This window comes from Micromonospora sp. NBC_01655 (genome assembly GCF_026339755.1).
Classification (GTDB): domain Bacteria; phylum Actinomycetota; class Actinomycetes; order Mycobacteriales; family Micromonosporaceae; genus Micromonospora.
The window spans coordinates 6,585,906-6,606,923 of the sequence record NZ_JAPEQF010000001.1 but is presented as its reverse complement, the minus strand read 5'-3'; the positions used below and the strand labels follow the sequence as shown (position 1 = coordinate 6,606,923).

Annotated in this window: 17 protein-coding genes; 10 read left to right on the top strand and 7 right to left on the bottom strand. The window is 73.7% G+C overall.

The features are described from left to right. Positions 1-76: 76 nt before the first annotated feature. The 5 genes from OOK41_RS29050 to OOK41_RS29030 form a co-directional block, all read right to left on the bottom strand. Positions 77-1,264 (bottom strand): osmoprotectant NAGGN system M42 family peptidase, encoded by a 1,188-nt coding sequence (locus OOK41_RS29050; RefSeq protein ID WP_117671275.1) that lies wholly within the window; start codon positions 1,262-1,264, stop codon positions 77-79. Next, a complete protein-coding gene (gene ngg, locus OOK41_RS29045; protein ID WP_266267413.1) occupies positions 1,261-3,099 on the bottom strand; it encodes an N-acetylglutaminylglutamine synthetase in 1,839 nt (612 codons plus the stop codon). Before ngg ends, OOK41_RS29050 begins: the two co-directional genes overlap by 4 nt. Positions 3,100-3,101: 2 nt before the next feature. Then, a complete protein-coding gene (locus OOK41_RS29040; RefSeq protein WP_266267412.1) occupies positions 3,102-4,886 on the bottom strand; it encodes an N-acetylglutaminylglutamine amidotransferase in 1,785 nt (594 codons plus the stop codon). Positions 4,887-5,127: 241 nt separating this feature from the next. Next, a complete protein-coding gene (gene msrA, locus OOK41_RS29035) occupies positions 5,128-5,787 on the bottom strand; it encodes a peptide-methionine (S)-S-oxide reductase MsrA (protein WP_117671281.1) in 660 nt (219 codons plus the stop codon). A 147-nt stretch (positions 5,788-5,934) separates the two neighbouring features. Then, a complete protein-coding gene (locus OOK41_RS29030) occupies positions 5,935-6,354 on the bottom strand; it encodes an HIT family protein (RefSeq protein WP_117671283.1) in 420 nt (139 codons plus the stop codon). 33 nt (positions 6,355-6,387) lie between these two features. Between OOK41_RS29030 and OOK41_RS29025 the strand changes: the two genes are divergently transcribed. The 4 genes from OOK41_RS29025 to ilvA all read left to right on the top strand — a co-directional run bounded on the left by OOK41_RS29025 (position 6,388) and on the right by ilvA (position 10,547). Continuing rightward, on the top strand, positions 6,388-7,530 hold the full coding sequence (locus OOK41_RS29025; protein WP_117671285.1) for a cystathionine gamma-synthase: 1,143 nt from the start codon (positions 6,388-6,390) through the stop codon (positions 7,528-7,530). A 16-nt stretch (positions 7,531-7,546) separates the two neighbouring features. Further along, complete coding sequence (locus tag OOK41_RS29020; protein WP_266267411.1) at positions 7,547-8,956, top strand: amidase; 1,410 nt, start codon at positions 7,547-7,549, stop codon at positions 8,954-8,956. A gap of 116 nt (positions 8,957-9,072) precedes the next feature. Continuing rightward, positions 9,073-9,330 (top strand): hypothetical protein, encoded by a 258-nt coding sequence (locus OOK41_RS29015; protein WP_266267410.1) that lies wholly within the window; start codon positions 9,073-9,075, stop codon positions 9,328-9,330. Continuing rightward, complete coding sequence (gene ilvA / locus OOK41_RS29010) at positions 9,327-10,547, top strand: threonine ammonia-lyase (RefSeq protein ID WP_117671291.1); 1,221 nt, start codon at positions 9,327-9,329, stop codon at positions 10,545-10,547. Before OOK41_RS29015 ends, ilvA begins: the two co-directional genes overlap by 4 nt. A gap of 55 nt (positions 10,548-10,602) precedes the next feature. Here the strand turns inward: ilvA and greA are convergent, their stop codons facing one another. Beyond that, a complete protein-coding gene (gene greA / locus OOK41_RS29005) occupies positions 10,603-11,103 on the bottom strand; it encodes a transcription elongation factor GreA (protein WP_266267409.1) in 501 nt (166 codons plus the stop codon). 140 nt (positions 11,104-11,243) lie between these two features. Then, entirely contained in the window at positions 11,244-11,678 is a 435-nt protein-coding gene (locus tag OOK41_RS29000) for a DUF4307 domain-containing protein (protein WP_117671295.1), read from the bottom strand. Positions 11,679-11,857: 179 nt separating this feature from the next. On the opposite strand from OOK41_RS29000, the gene mca reads away from it, so the two are divergent. The 6 genes from mca (at position 11,858) to OOK41_RS28970 (ending at position 20,984) form a co-directional block, all read left to right on the top strand. Next, positions 11,858-12,739 (top strand): mycothiol conjugate amidase Mca, encoded by an 882-nt coding sequence (gene mca / locus OOK41_RS28995; RefSeq protein WP_117671297.1) that lies wholly within the window; start codon positions 11,858-11,860, stop codon positions 12,737-12,739. 48 nt (positions 12,740-12,787) lie between these two features. Next, complete coding sequence (locus OOK41_RS28990; protein WP_266267408.1) at positions 12,788-13,069, top strand: hypothetical protein; 282 nt, start codon at positions 12,788-12,790, stop codon at positions 13,067-13,069. 237 nt (positions 13,070-13,306) lie between these two features. Then, positions 13,307-15,787 (top strand): bifunctional diguanylate cyclase/phosphodiesterase, encoded by a 2,481-nt coding sequence (locus OOK41_RS28985; protein ID WP_266268031.1) that lies wholly within the window; start codon positions 13,307-13,309, stop codon positions 15,785-15,787. A 139-nt stretch (positions 15,788-15,926) separates the two neighbouring features. After that, a complete protein-coding gene (locus tag OOK41_RS28980; RefSeq protein WP_266267407.1) occupies positions 15,927-16,793 on the top strand; it encodes a CPBP family intramembrane glutamic endopeptidase in 867 nt (288 codons plus the stop codon). 852 nt (positions 16,794-17,645) lie between these two features. Continuing rightward, positions 17,646-19,682 (top strand): thioredoxin domain-containing protein, encoded by a 2,037-nt coding sequence (locus tag OOK41_RS28975; RefSeq protein ID WP_266267406.1) that lies wholly within the window; start codon positions 17,646-17,648, stop codon positions 19,680-19,682. Positions 19,683-19,823: 141 nt separating this feature from the next. Then, positions 19,824-20,984, top strand: a complete 1,161-nt coding sequence (locus OOK41_RS28970) for a 5-(carboxyamino)imidazole ribonucleotide synthase (RefSeq protein ID WP_266267405.1) — start codon at positions 19,824-19,826, stop codon at positions 20,982-20,984. The last annotated feature ends 34 nt before the right edge of the window (positions 20,985-21,018 follow it).

Below are 21,018 nucleotides of genomic sequence, written 5' to 3'. Positions count from 1 at the left end.
TCTCCGGCCGCCCTCGACCGTCGGCTCACCACTACCGAACCGGCCCCGCCATGCGCATAGTCAGCGGAGGGGGCGTTCAGTCGGTGATCCCGATCGGGCCCTCGCGCGGGCCCTCCTCGCTGGCCGGCTGCACCGCCAGCGAGGGGAAGTCGGCCAGGTCGCCCTCCGGCTCGGCGTCCCACTCGGGGAAGACCAGGTCGCTCTGGAGGTAGAGGCAGAGGAGCTGGGTCAGGTGGGCCAGCCCGTCGAGGTGGGTGCGCTCGTGGCCGTGGGTCGCGTCCACCCCGAAGCCGAGCAGGGCCACCCGGGCGTGCGCGCCCGCCTCGACCGCCGCCGCCACGTCCGAGCGGTAGTAGTCGAAGACGTCCCGGACCAGGTTTACCCCGTGCTCCCGGGCGATCGCCGCGAGGTTGCGGGTGAGGTGGTAGTCGAACGGGCCGACGCCGTCGCCCATCGCCAGGGTGGCCGCGTTCTCTCGGGACTGCTGCCCGGGGGCGACCACCGCGGCGTCCACGGAGACGATCTCCGCGACGTCCGGGTCCAGGCCGTGGCTGGCGCCGTGCCCGATCTCCTCGGTGACCGTGACCAGCAGGTGCGCGGTCACCGCCGGGGTCACGCCCGCGTCGACCATCGCCTTGAACGCGGTCAGCACCGCCGCCACCCCGGCCTTGTCGTCCAGGTGCCGGGACTTGACGTACCCGCTGGGGGTGACCGCCGGGTTGGGCAGGAACGCCACGAAGTCCCCGGCGTCGATGCCGAGGGCACGCAGCCCGGCCTCGTCGTCCACCGGCTCGTCGACCCGGACCTCGACCTGCTCCCAGCCGACCCCCTGGAGGTCGACGCCCTCGTTGTAGCGGTGCCCGCTGGCCTTGAGCGGCAGCACCTGGCCGGTGACCACCCGGTCCAGATCGTCGGTGAAGATCCGCACGTGTGCGCCCTCGGCGAACCGGGCGCTGTGCGTGCCGATCTGCTTCAGCTCCAGCCGGCCGTTCTCCTTGAGCCGCTTCACCATGCCGCCGATGGTGTCGGTGTGCACCACGATCGCCCGGTCCGCGCCGGTCTCCCTGGGGCCCGGCAGGCAGGCGCTGAGTGCGCCCCGCCGGGTCAGCGTGGAGGAGATCCCGAGCGCGGAGAGGCGCTCGCCGACGTACTGCTGCACGTGGTCGGTGCGCCCGGACGGGCTCGGGATCTCCAGCAGCTCCACCAGCACCTGGCGGAGGTAGTCCAGGTCGATCTTCAGTGGGACGGGGTTGCGTGCGGTCATGCCGGAGAGCTTGCCGCACCCGCCGGTGACCAGAGTCGTCGCGGTGCCCGCGTGCCGGGGAAGAGCAGGTCGACGAAGCGCTCGGCGGTCGGTTGCGGCTCGTGGTTGGCCAGGCCGGGCCGCTCGTTCGCCTCGATGAACACGTGCTCCGGCCGGTCCGGGGCGCCGACCAGCAGGTCGAGCCCGGTGACCGGGATGTCCAGCGCCCGGCTGGCCGCCACGCACGCCTCGGCGATCTCCGGGTGCAGCTCGCCGGTGACGTCGTGGATCGTGCCGCCGGTGTGCAGGTTCGCGGTCCGGCGGACGGCCAGCACCGTCCCCTCGGGCAGCACGTCGCGCAGCTCGTACCCGGCCTCGGCGAGCACGTCCCGGGTCATGTCGTCCACCGGGATGCGGGACTCGCCCCCGGTCGCGGCGGCCCGGCGGCGGCTCTGCCGCTCGATCAGCTCGGCGATGTCGTGCATCCCGTCGCCGGTCACCTGCGCGGGCCGGCGGACGGCCGCGGCGACCACCTCGTGGTCGATGACGATCACCCGTAAGTCCTCGCCGTCGCGCAGCTCCTCGACGAGCACGTCCGGGCAGAAGCCCCGGGCCAGCGCGACGGCGGTGGTGAGCGCCTCCGGGGTGCGTACCCCGACGGTGATGCCGTTGCCCTGCTCGCCGCGCGCCGGCTTCACCACGGCCCGGCCGACCTCGGCCAGGAACGCGGCGTCCGCGGCGTCCCCGGTCGCGGTCCGGCCAACCGGCACCGACAGGCCCGCCTCGGCGAGGATCCGCCGGGTCACCCGCTTGTCGTCGCACCGGCTCATCGCCACCGCAGAGGTCAGCTCGGACAGCGACTCGCGGGTGACGATCGTCCGGCCGCCGTTGCTCAGCCGCAGCTCGCCCCACGCCGGGTCGGTGACCTCCACCCGGATGCCCCGGCGCATCGCCTCGTCCGCGACGATCCTCGCGTACGGGTTGAGCCGGTCGTACCCGGGCGGGGTGGCGGGCAGGAAGAGCCGCTCGTTGATCGGGTTCTTCCGCTTCACGCAGAGCGTGGCGGTGCGGTAGAAGCCGAGCCGCTCGTACAGCCGGATCGCCCCGGTGTTCTCGGCCAGCACCGACAGGTCGACGAACGCCCTGCCGCGCTCGGTGAGCCGGGCGGCCAGCTCGGTGAGCAGGGCCTGGCCGGTGCCGGGCGGCGCGGTGTTGAAGTCCACGGTGAGGCACCACAGGCTGGCGCCGTTGTCCGGGTCGGCGAAGACCGCGACGTGGTCCACGCCGGTGATCGTGCCGACCACGTCCCCGGTGGCGTCCTCGGCCACCAGGTGCAGGAACCGGTCGGTGCGGGCGTTGTCGACCAGTACGTCGACCGGGGCGGTGACCATGCCGTTGCGGGCGTAGATCCGGTTCACCGCGTCCGCGTCGTCGGCGTCGCGCAGCGTCCGGATCCGCAGCCCGGGCAGGTCGTCCTGCTCGTCGGGGCCCGGCCGGCCGGCCGGGCCGGCGGGCAGCCGCAGCCGGTACGTCAGCGACGGGTCGATGAACAGCTCGTCGGGCAGCCGGGACACCAGCACGTGCGGGTCACGCAGGTAGATGCAGATGTCCCGGGCGCCGGCGGCCTCCGAGCGCAGCACCGCGGCCACGGCGGCCTGGTCGGCGAAGGTCTGACCGAAGACCAGCCGGCCCCAGCCGCAGTCGAGCACCACGCCGGCGTTCCGCTCCGGCCGCTCCGGGTCCCCGCCGCCGCCCGGGGCGACCGGGTCCCCGCCCGGCCCGACGCGCTCGCGTCGCCGGCCGAGCACCCGCTCCCGGTCGGTGGGCGCCGTCCCGGTAGCCAGTGTGTCGGTCACCGTCAGTCGATTCCGTGGCTCTGGAGCCACATTTCCAGGAGTCCCAGCTGCCACAGCTTGTTTCCGTTCAACGGGGTCAGTTCGGCGTTCGGGTCGGACAACAGCGCGTCGACGTACTCGGTGCGGAACAGGTTGCGGCGGCGGGCCTGCGGCGCGTGCAGCGCGTCGCGTACCCGGTCGAGGAGCTTGCCCTCCAGGTGGGTGAGGCCCGGCACCGGGAAGTAGCCCTTCGGTCGGTCGATGACCTCGTGCGGCAGGACCCGGCGGCCGATCTCCTTCAGCACGCCCTTGCCGTCCTGGGCCAGCTTCAGCTCCGGCGGGCAGGTCGCGGCCAGCTCCACGAACTCGTGGTCGAGGAACGGCACCCGGGCCTCCAGCCCGTGCGCCATGGTCATGTTGTCGACGCGCTTCACCGGGTCGTCGGTCAGCATGACCTGGGTGTCGATCCGCAGGCCGGCGTCGACCGCCGTCTGCGCGCCCGCCCGGGCCAGGTGGGCGGCCACGAACTCCCGCGCCGGGTCGCCGTCGGCCAGCCACGCCGGGTCGAGGACCCGGGCCAGCCCGGCCGCGTCCCGGTCGAAGAACGCCTTCGCGTACGTCTCGGCGGCCCGCTCCCGGTCGACCCCGGCCAGCGGCGGGTACCAGTGGTAGCCGCCGAGGATCTCGTCCGCGCCCTGGCCGGACTGGACCACCTTGACGTGCTTCGACACCTCCTGGCTGAGCAGGTAGAACGCCACGCAGTCGTGGCTGACCATCGGCTCGCTCATGGCCGCCACGGCCGCCTCCAGGGGCGGCAGCAGGTCGCGGGCGGCCACCCGGATCTGGTGGTGGTCGGTGTCGAACGTCTTCGCCACCAGGTCGGAGTAGACGAACTCGTCGCCGGTCCGCCCGCCGACGGCGTCGAAGCCGATGGAGAACGTGGACAGACCGCGCTGGCCCTCGCCGGCCAGCAGGGCCACCACCAGGCTGGAGTCCAGCCCGCCGGAGAGCAGCACGCCGACCGGGACGTCGGCGACCATCCGGCGGCGCACCGCCGTGGTCAGCGACTCCAGCAGGGCGTCCTCCCAGTCGCGGGCGGACCAGCGGGCCCGCTCCTCGTGCCGGGTGAAGGACGGTTCCCAGTAGACCCGCTCGCGGGTGCTGCCGTCCGCCTCGTACACCCGGACGGTGGCCGGGGGCAGCTTGGCCACCCCGCGCAGGATCGTGCGCGGCGGCGGCACGATGCTGTGGAAGCTCAGGTAGTGGGCGAGCGCCACCGGGTCGATGGTGGTGTCCACGCCGCCGCCGGCCAACAGGGCCGGCAGGGTGCTGGCGAAGCGCACCACGCCCGGGGCCTCGGCCACATAGAGCGGCTTGACGCCGAGCCGGTCCCGGGCCAGCACCAGCCGGCCGCTGTCCCGCTCGCTGATCGCCACGGCGAACATGCCGACCAGGTGGTCGACGAAGTCCAGCCCCCACTCGGCGTACGCCTTGACGACCACCTCGCTGTCGCCGGAGGAGAAGAACCGGTGCCCCTTGGCCTGGAGTTCCTCGCGCAGCTCGCGGTAGTTGTAGACGCAGCCGTTGAAGACCCCGGTCAGCCCGGACGCCGGGTCGACCAGCGGCTGCCCACTGGCGGCCGACAGGTCGATGATCTTCAGGCGGCGGTGGCCGAGGGCGGTCGGCCCCTGGGACCACACCCCGCTGTCGTCGGGGCCCCGGTCGCCCATTGTGGCCGCCATGCGCTCCACCGCCGCGACATCGGCCCGCGAGCCGTCGCGGCGAAACTCCCCAGCCAGTCCACACATGCCAGGCAATGCTGCCAGAGGTGAGCGTGGTTCGCCTGTTGAGGTGATGTCACTGCCGTTACGGCTTGCTAAGATGCGCGCCACCGCGCACGCGAAAAGTCCGGCGGCCGGTCGTTTGCGCCCGCCCCCGGCCGCCTGCCCGGTTCGCCAGGCCGGACAGGTGTGACAAACGCCACTTTGGACCGTCGTCCTGTGGGCGGCCTGACGCCGGCCGGTCCCGCCGGCCGGCGTCCGTCGCCGGTCAGGCGGTGCGGGCGATGCCCACCGGGCAGCTCAGCCCGTTCGGCCCGTGGTTGCAGTACCCGTTCGGGTTCTTCGTCGGCGCGAGGTACTGCTGGTGGTAGTCCTCGGCGAAGTAGTAGTCGCCGAGCCGCTCGATCTCCGTGGTGATCTCGCCCTTGCCGGCCCGCGCCACGATCGGCGCGAAGGCGTCCCGCGAGGCCTGGGCGGTGGCGAGCTGCTCGTCGGTGCTCGCGTAGATCGCCGACCGGTACTGGGTGCCCACGTCGTTGCCCTGGCGCATGCCCTGGGTCGGGTCGTGGTTCTCCCAGAAGACCTTGAGCAGGTCCTCGTAGCTGATCGTCGTGGGGTCGTAGACCACCTGGACCACCTCGGCGTGCCTGGTCATGCCCGAGCAGACCTCCTCGTACGTCGGGTTCGGCGTGCTGCCGCCCGCGTAGCCGACGGAGGTGGTGAGCACGCCCGGCAGGGCCCAGAACAGGCGCTCGGCGCCCCAGAAGCAGCCCATGCCGAAGACGGCGACCTGCGAGCCCTCCGGGAACGGCCCTTTCAGCGACGACCCGAGGACCTCGTGCCGGTCGCCGATCGGCATCGCGATCGGACGGCCGGGCAGGGCCTGGTCGGGGGTGGGCAGTTCGCCCTTCATGCGGCGAAGGAACACGGTGGAACTCCTCTCGTACCTGTCCCCGCGTGCAACACCGCCGGGCCCCGGTTCCTTACCCGCCCAGCCCGCGATCAGGCCGCGCCGCCCCGCCGCGGTGGCGGACCCGGTCGGTGGCGGGTCCGCCCGACCGGCTCGCGCCCCGGTTCAGCCGCCGGCCAGGGCGGCGGCCACCCGTTCGGCGTACCCCCGCGCCTCGGCGTCGTCGGCGTAGCGGGTGCGGGGCCAGAAGAAGCCGCGCAGGCCGTCGCCCTTAGTCCTCGGCACGACGTGGGTGTGCAGGTGCGCCACGGACTGGGACACCCGGTTGTTCATCGCCACGAACGTGCCGCCCGCCGCCAGACCGGACTCCACCGCCGCGGCGAGCCGCTGGACCAGCCCGAAGTAGCCGGCCAGCGCGTCCGCCGGCAGGTCGGCCAGGGTGACCAGGTGGCCGCGCGGCACCACCAGCAGATGCCCCCGGAACACCGGCCGGGTGTCGAGGAAGGCGACCCCGTCCGGGGTGTCGGCCACCCGGAACGCCGGCACGTCGCCCGCCACGATCCCGCAGAACACGCACCCGCCCATCCGGCCAGGCTAACCCCGACTAACGTCTCGGGCATGAGTCACGGCTTCGAGACGCTCGCCATCCACGCCGGACAGGACCCCGAGGCCCGCACCGGCGCGGTGATCCCACCGATCTACCAGACCAGCACCTACGCCCAGGACGCCGTCGGCGCGCCCCGGCAGGGCTACGAGTACAGCCGCTCCGGCAACCCCACCCGGGACGCGCTCCAGGAGTGCCTCGCCGCGCTGGAGGGCGGCCCCGTCGGGCTCACCTTCGCCAGCGGCCTGGCGGCGGAGGACACCGTGCTGCGCGCCGTCTGCAAGCCGGGCGACCACGTGGTGATCCCGGACGACGCGTACGGCGGCACGTACCGGCTGTTCGCGAAGGTGGCCGAGCGGTGGGGGCTGGCGTACACCCCGGCGAAGGTCTCCGACGTCGACGCCGTGCGGGCCGCGATCCGGCCCGGCGCGACGCGGATCGTCTGGGTGGAGACGCCGACCAACCCGCTGCTCGGCATCGCCGACATCGCCGCGCTGGCCGCCGTCGCCCACGACGCCGGGGCGCTGCTGGTGGTGGACAACACCTTCGCGTCGCCGTACCTGCAACAGCCGATCGCGCACGGCGCGGACGTGGTGGTGCACTCCACCACCAAGTACGTGGGCGGGCACTCCGACGTCGTCGGCGGCGCGCTGGTGGTGGCCGACCGTGGCCTGGGCGACGAGCTGCGCTACCACCAGAACGCGATGGGCGCGGTCAACGGCCCGTTCGACGCCTGGCTGACCCTGCGCGGGATCAAGACGCTGGGCGTCCGGATGGACCGGCACTGCGACAACGCCGAGCGGATCGTCGCGTACCTGGACGGGCACGCGAAGGTCGGTCAGGTCAGCTACCCGGGCCTGCCGTCGCACCCGGGGCACGAGGTCGCCGCCAAGCAGATGCGCCGGTTCGGCGGCATGATCTCCTTCCGGGCCGCCGGCGGCGAGCAGCACGCCGTGGAGATCTGCAACCGGGCGAAGCTCTTCGTGCTCGCCGAGTCCCTCGGCGGGGTGGAATCCCTGATCGAGCACCCGGGCCGGATGACACACGCAAGTGCTGCCGGCTCGCCGCTTGAAGTTCCCGGCGATCTCGTGCGACTGTCTGTCGGCATCGAGACGGTCGACGACCTGCTCGCCGACTTGGAGCAGGCGCTGGGCTGACCGCTGGCTGGGGAGGGTGGCCGTGCAGGACATCATGCCGACCTGGGTGGGCGCGACCGCGAAGCAGATCGCCCGCGGCGTACGCCGGGGCGACGTCTCCGCCACCCAGGTCGTGGCCGACCACCTCGACCACATCGCCCGGGTCGACGCCGACCTCGCCGCGTTCCGCACGGTGCGCGGCGGGGAGGCGATCACCGAGGCGGAGAAGGTCGACGAGCAGGAGGAACTGGCGAACCTGCCGCTGGCCGGGGTGCCGGTCGCGGTCAAGGAGAACACCCCGGTCGCCGGCCTGCCCACCTGGAACGGCTCGGCCGCCGTGCGCAGCGCGGTGGCGGAGGCCGACCACGAGGTGGTCCGGCGGCTGCGCGGCGCGGGCGCGGTGATCCTCGGGGTGACCCGGATGCCGGAACTCGGACTCTGGGCGCTCACCGACGACAGCAGCGCGGTCACCCGCAACCCGTGGGACTCCCGGCGCACCCCGGGCGGCTCCTCCGGCGGGGCCGCCGCCGCGGTCGCCGCCGGGCTGGTGCCCATGGCGCACGGCAACGACGGCCTCGGCTCGATCCGCATCCCGGCGGCCTGCTGCGGCCTGGTCGGGCTGAAGCCCGGTCGGGGCGTGGTCCCCTGCCAGCTCGGCGCCGACGACTGGTTCGGCCTGACCGAGCACGGCATGCTGGCCTCCACGGTCGCCGACGCGGCCGTCGGCTTCCAGGTGCTCGCCGGCCGGCCGCAGGAGAAGCTGGTCCCGCCGCATCGGCTGCGGGTCGGCGTCTCGCTGCGGTCCCCGGTGCGCGGCGTCTCGCCGGACGCGCCCAACCGGGACGCGGTCACCGCCGCCGGCCGGCTGCTCGCCGGCGCCGGCCACGACACCGTCCCCGCCGACCCGGTCTACCCGACCCGGCTGGGGCTACAGGGCATCGCTACCTGGTTCGCGGCGGCCGCCGCCGACGTGCGGGCCGCCGGCCTCGACCGGCGCGACCTCCAGCGGCGCAGCCGCCGGCACGTCGCGCTGGGGGAGTGGGCGCAGCGCCGGGGGTACGTCCGGGAGGCCGACCGGATCGCCTGGCGCGAGCGCTCGATCGGTTTCTTCGCCGACCACTCGGTCGACCTGCTCCTCACCCCGGCGCTGGCCGGCCCGCCGCCGGAGGCCACCGGCTGGTCCGGCCGGTCCTGGAGCGCGAACATGAAGGCCAGCATCCGGTACGCCCCGTACGCCGCCCCGTGGAACATCGCCGGCCTGCCCGCGATCGTGGTGCCGGTGGGCCGCCGCCCCGACGGGCTGCCGGTGGCGGTGCAACTCGTCGGCCCGCCCGGCTCGGAGCTGCTGCTGCTCGGCGTCGCCGGCCAGTTCGAGCTCCAGGCGCCCTGGGCCCGGCACGCGCCCGGCTACCCCCGGGTCGGGACGGGGTCACCGGCCGCCGCTTGATCGTCTAGCGTGTGGCGCTCCTGACCGACGCACACCCCGGACGGACCACATGCGGTGCCAGACCTGCTGTTCATCCTGCCGTTCGGCGCGACCTACCTGACCGCCAGGACGCACTGGTGCGCAACCTCGTCCCGCTGGCCGCCTGCCTGACCGCCGCGGCGGCGCTGATCGTGCTGGTCCGCCGGATCACCGCAGCCCAGCAGGCCCGGATCGCGCTCGCCGTTCCCGCCGGGCCGGCCCCGTACGGCTGGCCGGGCGCCCCCGTGCCGTACGGCCGGCCGGCCGTCACGGACCCGTCGCCGCAGGTAGCGGGCGGGGCCGGCACGGTGTCGCCGCCGGACGCCGCGGCGGCGGGTGGCACGATCGGGGCATGACGGAACTGGTCGGTATCGCCGACGTGCGGGCCGCGCGGGAACTGCTCGCCGGCGTCACCCGCACCACCCCGCTGGAGCCCTCTCGCCCGCTGAGCGCGGTGCTCGGCGGGCCGGTCTGGCTCAAGTGCGAGAACGTGCAGCGCGCCGGGTCGTACAAGGTGCGCGGGGCGTACGTGCGGATCTCCCGGCTGTCCGCGGCGGAGCGCGACCGGGGCGTGGTGGCCGCCAGCGCCGGCAACCACGCGCAGGGGGTGGCGCTCGCCGCCGGGCTGGTCGGCACGCACGCCACCGTGTTCATGCCGGTGAACGCGCCGCTGCCCAAGGTCGCCGCCACCAAGGGGTACGGCGCCCAGATCGAACTGGTCGGCAACACGGTCGACGAGTCGCTGGTCGAGGCGCAGGCCTTCGCCGAGCGGACCGGGGCGATCCTCATCCACCCGTTCGACCATCGGGACGTGATCGCCGGGCAGGGCACCGTGGCGCTGGAGATCCTCGAACAGTGCCCGGACGTGCGGACGATCATCGCCGGGGTCGGCGGGGGCGGCCTGATCTCCGGGATGGCGGTCGCGGCCAAGGCGCTGCGGCCGGACGTGCGGCTGATCGGCGTGCAGGCGGCCGGTGCGGCGGCGTACCCGCCCTCGCTGGTCGCCGGGGAGCCGGTCCGGCTGCCCGCGTTCAGCACGATCGCCGACGGCATCGCGGTGGGCCGCCCGGGCGAGATCACCTTCAACCACGTCCGCAAGCTCGTCGACGAGATGGTGACCGTCTCCGAGGAGGACATCTCCCGAGCGCTGCTGATGCTGCTGGAGCGGGGCAAGCAGGTGGTCGAACCGGCCGGCGCGGTGGGCGTGGCCGCCCTGCTGGCCGGCGTGGTGCAGGTCGAGACGCCAGCGGTGGCGGTGCTCTCCGGCGGCAACATCGACCCGCTGCTGATGCTGCGGGTCATCGAGCACGGCCTGGCGGCGGCCGGCCGGTACCTGCGGTTCACCGTGCGCTGCTCGGACCGGCCGGGGCAGCTCGCCTCGCTGCTCAGCGAGATCGCCGAGCACCGGGCGAACGTCGTCGACGTGGAGCACCAGCGGGCCAACCCGCACCTGGGGCTCGGCGAGGTGGAGGTGGCGCTGTCGGTGGAGACCCGGGGGGTCGAGCACTCCGACACGCTGATCAGCGCCCTGCGGGCCAGCGGCTACCAGGTGGTCTTCGCCGCCGAGTCCTGACCCGTGGCCCCCCGGGGCCGGCCGCCGGCCCCGGGGACCACGGGTCAGGGGTGACTCAGCCCGCGAACGGCTCGAACCTCACGACGGTCACCTTGATGTCCGCGCCGCTGGGGGCGGTGTAGGTGACGGTCTGCCCGGGCCTCGTGCCGAGGATCGACTTGCCCAGCGCCGACTCCGGGCTGTAGACGGTCAACTCGGTCGTCGACGAGATCTCCCGCGACCCGAGCAGGAACGTCTCGGTGTCGTCGGTGTCGTCGTCGAAGTAGATCGTGACGACCATGCCGGGGGACACCGTGTCGGCGGTCGGCGCCTCGCCGACCTGGGCGGTGCGCAGCAGCTCCTTCAGGTAGAGGATCCGCCCCTCCGCCTTCCCCTGCTCCTCGCGGGCGGCGTGGTATCCGCCGTTCTCCCGCAGGTCGCCCTCCTCGCGTCGGGCGTTGATCTCGGCGGCGATGACCGGTCGGTTGGCGATCAGCTCGTCGAGCTCGCCCTGGAGGCGGTCGTGCGCGTCCTGGGACAGCCAGGTGGCGGGCGCCTCGTTGCCAGTGTTGGACACAGGCGGTCTCCTCGGTTGTGCGGACTGGCTGACGGGTGAACTACCAAGTTACCAGTGCCCCGCCCGCCGGGGTGCCGACGATCACCGCGGGTGCCGGTGGGACGACCCGCGGTGCGCGTGTGAGGGGGTGTTCCGGCAGCTCAGCCGGCTGGACGGCAGCGCACCACCTCACCGATGAAGGGCCGGGCGCTGGTGGCCAGCCGGTGCCGGGCGGTCACCTGCGACTCGCCCGGTCGGGCGGTCACCGTCACCTCCTCGCGGGCCACCTCGGCGCCGTCGTGCGAGCGGGCCCGCAGCGCGCAGGTCGCCGAGCCGCCCGCCGGGACGGCCACCCGGAAGTCGACCACCACCTGTGAGTCGGTGATGTCGGTGTAGGTGATCATCTGGGCGTCGTAGTCGGGGTCGCCGTACTTGCCGTACAGGCTGAACGCGGCCACGCCGAGCACCGCCACCAGGGCGACGGCGAGCAGGGCGACCAGCGCCGGGCGGCGGCGGGCGGGCTCGCGGCGGCGGCCGTAGCGGCCCGGCGGGAACACCGGCGCGCCGGAAGCGATTGTGGCGTGCGTCTCGGTCACCGGCGGGTATCTCCTGGCGTTGTTGTCGGCGGCATCGGCAAGAATGGCAGAGTCCATCTTCCCAGCCCGGCGCTGACTCACCGGACGACTGCTGAGTCACCGATGATGAGTCAAGGATGACAGGTCGGCCGCGTCGTCGACAGGTCAGCGCCGGTGGGCACGAACGAGGAGCGCCGCAAGTGGCAGAGCAGCTGCGTCTCATGGCCGTCCACGCGCACCCCGACGACGAGTCGAGCAAGGGTGCCGCGACCATGGCGAGGTACGTGGCCGAGGGGGTCGACGTCCTGGTCGTGACGTGTACCGGCGGCGAGCGCGGCAGCGTGCTCAACCCGAAGATGGACCGCCCGGACGTCTGGGCCAACATCGGCGACATCCGCCGCGCCGAGATGGACGCGGCCCGCGCGATCCTCGGCGTCGAGCAGGCGTGGCTCGGCTTCGTCGACTCGGGGCTGCCGGAGGGCGACCCGCTGCCGCCGCTGCCCGAGGGGTGCTTCGCCCTCCAGGACGTCGAGGTCGCCGCCGGCCCGCTGGTGCGCCTGATCCGCCAGTTCCGCCCGCACGTGATCACCACGTACGACGAGGAGGGCGGCTACCCGCACCCGGACCACATCATGACCCACCGGGTGAGCGTCGCCGCCTTCGACGCCGCCGGTGACCCGGCGCGTCACCCGGAGCTAGGCGAGCCCTGGCAGCCGCTCAAGCTCTACTACGACGTCGGGTTCTCCAGGGGCAAGATCCTGGCGTTGCACGAGGGCATGCTCGCCGCCGGCCTGGAGTCGCCGTACGAGGAGTGGCTCAAGCGGTGGGAGGACCGCCCCGACAAGGGCCCCCGGATCACCACCCGGGTCGAGTGCGCCGAGTACTTCCCGGTCCGCGACGACGCGCTGCGCGCCCACGCCACCCAGATCGACCCGGACGGCTTCTGGTTCCACGTGCCGATGGAGCTCCAGCAGCGCGCCTGGCCGACGGAGGACTTCCAGCTCGCCCGCTCGGTGGTCGACAGCCCGCTGCCCGAGTCCGACCTCTTCGCCGGGGTGCGCGAGACGGCCCATGCCCGCTGATCCGGCGGGGGGCTACCCTGGTCACCAGCCGCACAACGGAGGAACGCCATGCTGACCGCTGCCCAGGTCCTCGCGGAGAACAACTTCGGTGACACCCGCACCGGTGGCCTCGCCGGTCCGATGGGCCTCTTCCTCATCCTGGTGCTGGCGACCGCCACCGTGCTGCTGATCCGCAACATGAACGCCCGGCTGCGCCGGCTGCCCGACCAGTTCCCGGCCCCGGGTGGCGTCGATGCGGGCCGGGCCGACGCGGGAGTCGTCGATCCGACAGACGGGACTGCGAGGCAGGAGTCACGCCCGAACGCTGCCAAGCGGCCCCAGCAGGGCTGAAACGGATGATCCGCGCGTGATTCACGCCGAACCCGGTCGTCGCCCCCTGTTGCGGCCACCGGCTTTGGCTTAGCCTTCCGCCGGGGGCCAAAAGTCCCCGAGCCGCGCGCGGGAGGGGGCGTCGATGACCGGGTCAGCGACGGCTGCCCGCCGTACCGTGCGACGACCGGCGGACGGGGGAGGTCGGTGACCTCCGGCAGGGCCGGCGACCGGCTCGTCCGGCTCGGCGTACGCGGCATCCCGGGCCGAGTGCTGCTGCTGACCGCCGCCGTGGCCCTGACGGCCCTGGCGGCAGCCGTGGTCGGCCTCACCCTCCCGACCCATCTGCCCGCCGACGACCCGCTCCCGGGGCCCGCCCGGTTCGGCCTCGGCGTCGCGGCGTTCGCCGTGGCCCAGCTCGCCCGGCTGCGGTTCCGCGCCAGCTCCGGAATGGTCAGCATCACCTGGGGCGAGGCCGCGCTCATCGTCTGCCTCTACCTGGTGCCCGCCGGCTGGCTCCCGGCCGCCACGCTGCTCGGTGCCGGCGCGGCCTGGACGACGCTGTCCCTGGCCGCCGACCGCCGGCCGCCGCTGGAGACCGTCCGCATCGCGACCTCGCTGACCGCCGCGACCGCCCTCGCCGTCACCGTCGCCACCGCCCTCGGCGCGCCCCTGCTGGCGGCCCCCACGCCGGAACTCGCGTTGGCCCTGCTGGCCGGCTCGGTGACCTACCTGCTCGTGAGCGCCTGGCTGGGCGGGGCCACCGTGGCGCTGCGGCACGGCGTGCCGATGGGCCCACCGTTGATCGCCGCGTTGCGCGGCAAGCTGCTGATGTTCGTCGGGAACGTGGCCGTCGGCCTGGGCGTGGTGGCGCTGTTGGAGATCGACGCCCGCTGGCTGCTGCTGCTCCCGCCCGTGCTCTGGCTGCTCCAGCAGACCTACCGGCACCGGCTCCGCGCCGACCAGGAGCGGCGCACCTGGCGGGCCTTCGCCGAGGCCACCGCCGCGCTCAACCAGCTCGACGAGCGGGGCGTCGCCACCGCCGCGGTGACCGGCGCGTTGAACCTCTTCGGCGCCGAGCTGGTCGACGTGGACGTGGCCCGCGGCGACGGCCGGTGGCGGCGCTACCGGGGTGACACGTCCGGCCAGGTGGTCGACCGGGAGATCGGCCCGCCCGCCCGCCTGGGCCCCGACGAGCACGAGCTGGTCCGGCCGCTGACCGTCGGTGCCACCCGGGTCGGCGAGCTGCGGGTCCACTTCCCCCGTTCCGCGCCGCCCAGCGCCCGCGACCAGGACGCCGTCGCCGCGTTCTCCGACGCGCTCGCCGCCGCCCTGCACGACGCCGCGACCCACCGCGAGCTGCGGCTGGTCACCGCCCGGTCGTCGTACGAGGCGGTGCACGACCCGCTCACCGGGCTGCTCAACCGGGCCGCCATGCTCAGCAAGGGCGACCAGGCGCTGCGGCAGCGCGCCCACGACCACCCGGTGGCGTTGCTGCTGCTCGACATCGACCAGTTCAAAGAGGTCAACGACACCCTCGGGCACGCCGCCGGCGACCAGCTCCTGCGGCTGGGCGCCAACCGGCTCGGCGCGTTGACCCGCTCGGGCGACCTGCTCGGCCGGCTCGGCGGCGACGAGTTCGCCCTGCTGCTGACCAGCGTCCCGGTGCTCGGCGGCCGGACCGCCCCGATGGCGTACGCGCTGCGCCAGGCCCGGGAGATCGCCGAACGGATGGCCGCCCCCACCGAGGTGGCCGGGGTGCGGATGTCCGTCGAGGTCTCCGTCGGGGTGGTGGTCGCCGACGCCGGCACCGCCGACCTGACCGAGCTGCTGCGTCGGGCAGACATCGCGATGTACCAGGCCAAGGAGGGCGGCGGCAGCGTCGCCGCGTACGACAGCTCCCGGGACGCCGCGAGCACCGACCAGCTCGCGCTGCTCGCGGAGCTGCGGGAGGCGCTCGCCGCCGACGACCAGCTCGTGCTGGCCCTCCAGCCGGCGGTGGACCTGGCCACCGGCGCGCCGACCGGGGTGGAGGCGCTGATCCGCTGGCGGCACCCGCGCCGGGGCTGGCTCGGCCCCAGCGACTTCATCCGCCCGGTGGAGAACAGCGAGCAGCTCGGCACCTTCACCCGGTACGTGCTGGACAAGGCGCTCGCAGTGGCCGCCGACTGGGCCCGCGCGGGCCTGGACGTGCCGATCTCGGTGAACCTGTCGGCCCGCAGCCTGCTCGACCCCCGGCTGCCGGCCGAGATCGGCGAGGCGCTGCGCCGGCACCAGGTCCCGCCGCGCCGCCTGGTGCTGGAGATCACCGAGACCGTGGTGATGAGCGAGCTGGAGATCATCGACGAGGTGCTCGCCACGCTCCGGTCGATGGGCGTGCAGCTCGCGGTGGACGACTTCGGCACCGGCTTCTCGTCGCTGGCGTTCGTGACCCGGATCGCCGTGGACGAGCTGAAGGTCGACCGGTCGTTCGTGATCCGGATGGCGGACTCGCCGGAGGCGGCGGCGATCGTCCGGGCGACCGTCGGGCTCGCCCACGAGCTGGGCCTGCGGGTGGTCGCCGAGGGTGTGGAGACCGCCGAGCAGCGGCTCGCCCTGGCGGAGCTGGGCTGCACGGCGGCCCAGGGGTACCACTTCTTCAAGCCGATGCCGGCTGACAAGATCGGCGCGGTGCTCGGTTCGCTGCTGGACGCCGCCCGGCCGACGGTTCTCCCGCTGCGCGCCGACGGCGCCTCCTGACCCGTTCGGGCGATCCGAGCCGGACTCCCGAAGCCGGGAAGTGGCCTTCGACCTTTATGGGTGGTACCGGGATCGAACCGGTGATCCCGTCGGTGTGAACTGGCGGCGGCGCCGCGCCGGCCGAGAGTATTATCCCGCCATGCCAGGCGACTCTGCCACCACTCCATCCTCCGGTGGGCGCTGGGCCACCGGCTGGCGGGTGCTGGCGTTCTGGGTCGCGACGATGGTCGTGCTGGTGATCGCCTCGCTGGTCACCTCGCACGTGTCCGCTGCGTGGCGCATGGTTGTCACGGGAGCCGTCGCGGGCCTCGCGACCTTGCTTCTGACCCTGCCGTTTCTGCGTTGGGAAGGGTTACGCGCGGCTCAGGTCGGATTGGTGCCCGAGCGCGGCAGCCTTGCGCGCTTCGGTGCGGGCGTCGTGCTGGGTGTCGGCATGGCCGCAGCTCACGTGGGATTGATGCTCGCGTTCGCTCCGGTGCGTCTCGTGGCGGGAGAGCCGGTGGACGTGAGCTTCATGTTGCTCACCGGCTTCGGCCTTCTTCTGTTGGCCGCTCGCGAGGAGATTGCCTTCCGCGCTTATCCGCTGCGCGCGTTGGACGCCCGCTACGGCGTCGCGACCGCGCTTGCAGGGACGGCGGCGATGTTCTGCGTCGAGCATATTCTCGGTGGCTCCTCGTGGGACAACGCGGTGTTCGGCTCGATTCCTGGAGCGCTGGTGTTCGGCATGGCGGCGTTGGCCAGCCGCGGCCTGGCGCTGCCGCTGGGCCTGCACACGGCGTGGAACTGCGTCGACTGGGCAACTGGTGGCAAGGGCGACGATGGTCTGTGGCGACGCGTGGTCGAGCCCGGTCGGGAGCAGGCTGGCGCGGTGCTGGGCCTCGCCTCGTTCGGGTTGGTGATGGCCGCCGCGTTCGTCTTGCTGTGGTGGATCGGCCGGCGGGCTCGGCGCCAGGTTGCGGCAGTTGCTTCCCGCTCGGCGCTGGAGGCTGACGCCCTGCCCGGCTAGTGCCGCGTCTTTGAACGTTGATCGGGTAATCCGTCGGTTCTGGGGCAGGGTCTTTACGTAGTCGATTGAGGCATTGTCTGATCTGACCTGGGCGTACGCAATGCTGTGGCCTGGCTGGAGGGTGGCGCGGGGCGGGGCCATTGTCTGGTCGTGGGTGCGGTCCCCGGCCGGCGGGGAACGGTGACCCAGGCGGGACTGTGGGTGGCGGCGGTCGATGACGTGGGCGGCGGTGCCTATGGAGCTGAGTCGTTCACGTCATCACCGTCGGTCGGGCCACCACCGTTCGCGGTTACCCACCGCTCTGTCGGGTCGTGGCTGGCGGCGGGTGTGGCGGCGGGGTGTGGCTGATGTCGTATTCGACTCAGCTCCATAGGCACCGGAAGGCACACCTGCTGTGCAGCGGCGCCCACGCCAGGAATTCCCAGACTCCGTGACCGAAGCGCTCCCGCCCGGATCTTTGCCACCGCCGTGGGTGTCGAGGACGTGTCGGGCAGGCTGTCTTCCCACGGATGAGGCGGTGGGGGCGGTGGCCGGTGGGTAGGAGGATCCGGTAAGCGCTGCGGCGGGCGATCGTGGCGTTGTTGTCGTCGAGGTCGGCCACGTCACGGAACCGACCACCGGATTCGCCACCGAATCCAAGATCCGGCACCCGGATTACCCTTCAAGGCTGCATGACGGGGCACCAGCTGGGGCGGGGCTGGCGGCGGCGCGGCCGCAGGACGTACCGGCCCAACCGAGTGCCCCGTACGCGGGGCCCGCGTCAGCCGCGCGGCGTCATTCCGGGCCGGCCGCCGGCCCGGTCGCCCCCAGGACCGGGGTGCCGCCGTTCCGGGCGCTGGATATGGTCATCCGGTGAACCGACTCGCGACCGCCACCAGCCCGTACCTGCTCCAGCACGCCGACAACCCGGTGGACTGGTGGCCGTGGTGCGACGAGGCGTTCGCCGAGGCGAGGCGGCGCGACGTGCCGGTGCTCATCTCGGTCGGCTATGCGGCCTGCCACTGGTGCCACGTGATGGCCCACGAGTCGTTCGAGGACACCGCCGTCGGGAAGCTGCTCAACGACGGCTTCGTGGCGATCAAGGTGGACCGCGAGGAGCGCCCGGACGTCGACGCCGTCTACATGACCGCCACCCAGGCGATGACCGGGCAGGGCGGCTGGCCGATGACGGTCTTCGCCGCGCCGGACGGCACCCCGTTCTTCTGCGGCACGTACTTTCCGAAGCCGAACTTCCTCCGGCTGCTGGAGTCGGTGGGCACCGCCTGGCGGGAGCAGCGGGAGGCCGTGCTCCGGCAGGGCGCCGCCGTGGTCGAGGCGATCGGCGGCGCGCAGGCCGTCGGCGGGCCGACCGCCCCGCTCACCGCCGAACTGCTCGACGACGCCGCCGCCCAGCTCGCGACGGGGTACGACCGGAGCAACGGCGGCTTCGGCGGGGCGCCGAAGTTCCCACCGCACATGAACCTGCTCTTCCTGCTGCGCCACCACCAGCGCACCGGCTCCGCCGAGAGCCTGGAGATCGCCCGGCACACCGCCGAGGCGATGGCCCGGGGCGGCATCAACGACCAGCTCGCCGGCGGCTTCGCCAGGTACTCGGTCGACGAACACTGGACCGTGCCGCACTTCGAGAAGATGCTCTACGACAACGCCCTGCTGCTGCGGGTCTACACCCAGCTGTGGCGGCTCACCGGCGACCCGCTGGCCCGGCGGGTGGCCCGGGACGTCGCCCGGTTCCTCGCCGACGAGCTGCACCGCCCCGGCGAGGGCTTCGCGTCCGCGCTCGACGCCGACACCGAGGGCGTCGAGGGGCTGACCTACGCCTGGACCCCGGCCCAACTCGTCGAGGTGCTGGGCGAGGACGACGGCCGCTGGGCCGCCGACCTTTTCGCGGTCACCGAGCCCGGCACCTTCGAAGGCGGGATGAGCGTGTTGCGGCTGGCCCGGGACGTCGACGACGCCGACCCGGCGGTGCGCGGCCGGTGGCAGGACGTCGTCCGGCGGCTGCTGGCCGCCCGGGACACCCGCCCCCAGCCGGCCCGCGACGACAAGGTGGTGGCCGCCTGGAACGGGCTGGCGATCACCGCGATCGCCGAGTTCGTCCGCCTCGTCGAGGCGCGGGGGGTGGGCGACGAGGAGGCCGACGCCAACCTGCTGGAGGGCGTCACCATCGTCGCCGACGGCGCGATGCGGGACGCCGCCGAGCACCTGGCCACCGTGCACCTGGTCGACGGCCGGCTGCGCCGGGTCTCCCGGGACGGCGTGGTCGGCGCGCCGGCCGGGGTGCTGGAGGACTACGGCTGCGTGGCCGAGGCGTTCTGCGCGATGCACCAGCTCACCGGCGAGGGACGCTGGCTGGAGTTGGCCGGCGGGCTGCTGGACACCGCGCTGGCCCGGTTCGCCGCCCCGGGCGGCGGGTTCTACGACACCGCCGACGATGCCGAGCAACTCGTCACCCGACCGGCCGACCCGACCGACAACGCCACCCCGTCCGGCCGGTCGGCGATCGTCGCCGCCCTGGTCGCGTACGCGGCGCTGACCGGGGAGAACCGGTACCGGGAGGCCGCCGAGGCCGCCCTCGCCACGGTCGCGCCGATCGTCGCCCGGCACGCCCGGTTCACCGGGTACGCCGCCACCGTCGGCGAGGCGCTGCTGTCCGGGCCGTACGAGATCGCCGTGGTGACCGACGACCCGGCCGGCGACCCTCTCGTCGCCGCCGCGTACCGGCACGCCCCGCCCGGCGCGGTGGTCGTCGCGGGCCGCCCGGACCAGCCCGGGGTGCCGCTGCTGGCCGACCGGCCGCTGGTCGACGGCCGGCCCGCCGCGTACGTCTGCCGGGGCTTCGTCTGCCAGCGCCCGGTCAGCACGGTCGACGACCTCCTCGCCCAGTTGTAGGGGCCGGGCCGTGATCGACTCGATGTGCGGCATGTCGGGGCATCCCGGCGATCGGAGCCCGCAATGTGCGGCACACCGAGTCGATCATGCAGCGCCCCTGGGGACCTAGGGCCCCAGGCCGCCGCTAGGCTGGCAGGCGAGATGGATACCCGAACCGGTCTGCCTGTTGTCGGCATGGTGGGGGGCGGCCAACTGGCCCGGATGACCCACCAGGCCTCGATCGCCCTCGGTCAGTCGCTGCGCGTGCTCGCGCAGGCCCCGGACGACGGCGCGGCCCTGGTCGCCGCCGACGTCCAGTACGGCGACCACACCGACCTCGCCGCCCTGCGGACCTTCGCCAAGGGCTGCGACGTGGTCACCTTCGACCACGAGCACGTGCCGACGGAGCACATCCGCGCCCTCGCCGCCGAGGGGGTGAAGCTCTACCCGCCGGCCCACGCGCTGCTGCACGCCCAGGACAAGCGGATCATGCGGGAACGGCTCGGCGAGCTGGGCGCGCCGAATCCGGCGTGGCGGCCGATCACCGAGCCGGCCGACCTGGTCGCCTTCGGCGAGGAGCAGGGCTGGCCGGTGGTGCTGAAGGCGGCCCGGGGCGGGTACGACGGCCGGGGCGTCTGGCTGGCCGACGACGCGGCGCAGGCCGCCGAGCTGGCCGCCACCCTGCTGGCCGGGGGGACCAGCCTGATCGTCGAGGAGCGGGTGGCGCTGCGCCGGGAGTTGGCGGTCCAGGTGGCCCGCTCGCCGTTCGGGCAGGTCGCCGCGTACCCGGTGGTGGAGACGGTGCAGGTCGACGGGATCTGCGTCGAGGTGCTCGCGCCCGCGCCGGGGCTGGACGAGGAGCGGGCCGTCGCCGCCCAGCAGCTCGCCATCGACCTGGCCACCGCGCTCGGCGTGGTCGGCCTGCTCGCGGTGGAGCTGTTCGAGACGCCGGCCGGACTGGTGGTCAACGAGCTGGCCATGCGCCCGCACAACTCGGGCCACTGGACGATCGAGGGGGCCCGGACCTCGCAGTTCGAGCAGCACCTGCGGGCCGTGCTCGACTACCCGATGGGGGACACCGCGCTGACCGCCCCGGCGGTGGCCATGGCGAACGTGCTCGGCGGCGAGCCGGGCGGGATGCCGATCGACGAGCGGCTGCACCACCTCTTCGCCGCCGAGCCGGGCGCGAAGGTCCACCTCTACGGCAAGCAGGTGCGCCCCGGCCGCAAGATCGGCCACGTCACGGTGCTCGGCGCCGACCTGGACGACGTACGGGCCCGGGCCGCCCAGGCCGCCCGCTGGCTCCGCGAGGGCCACCAGTGAGCGTGCGAGCGATCGCGAACGAGAGGCAGACCAG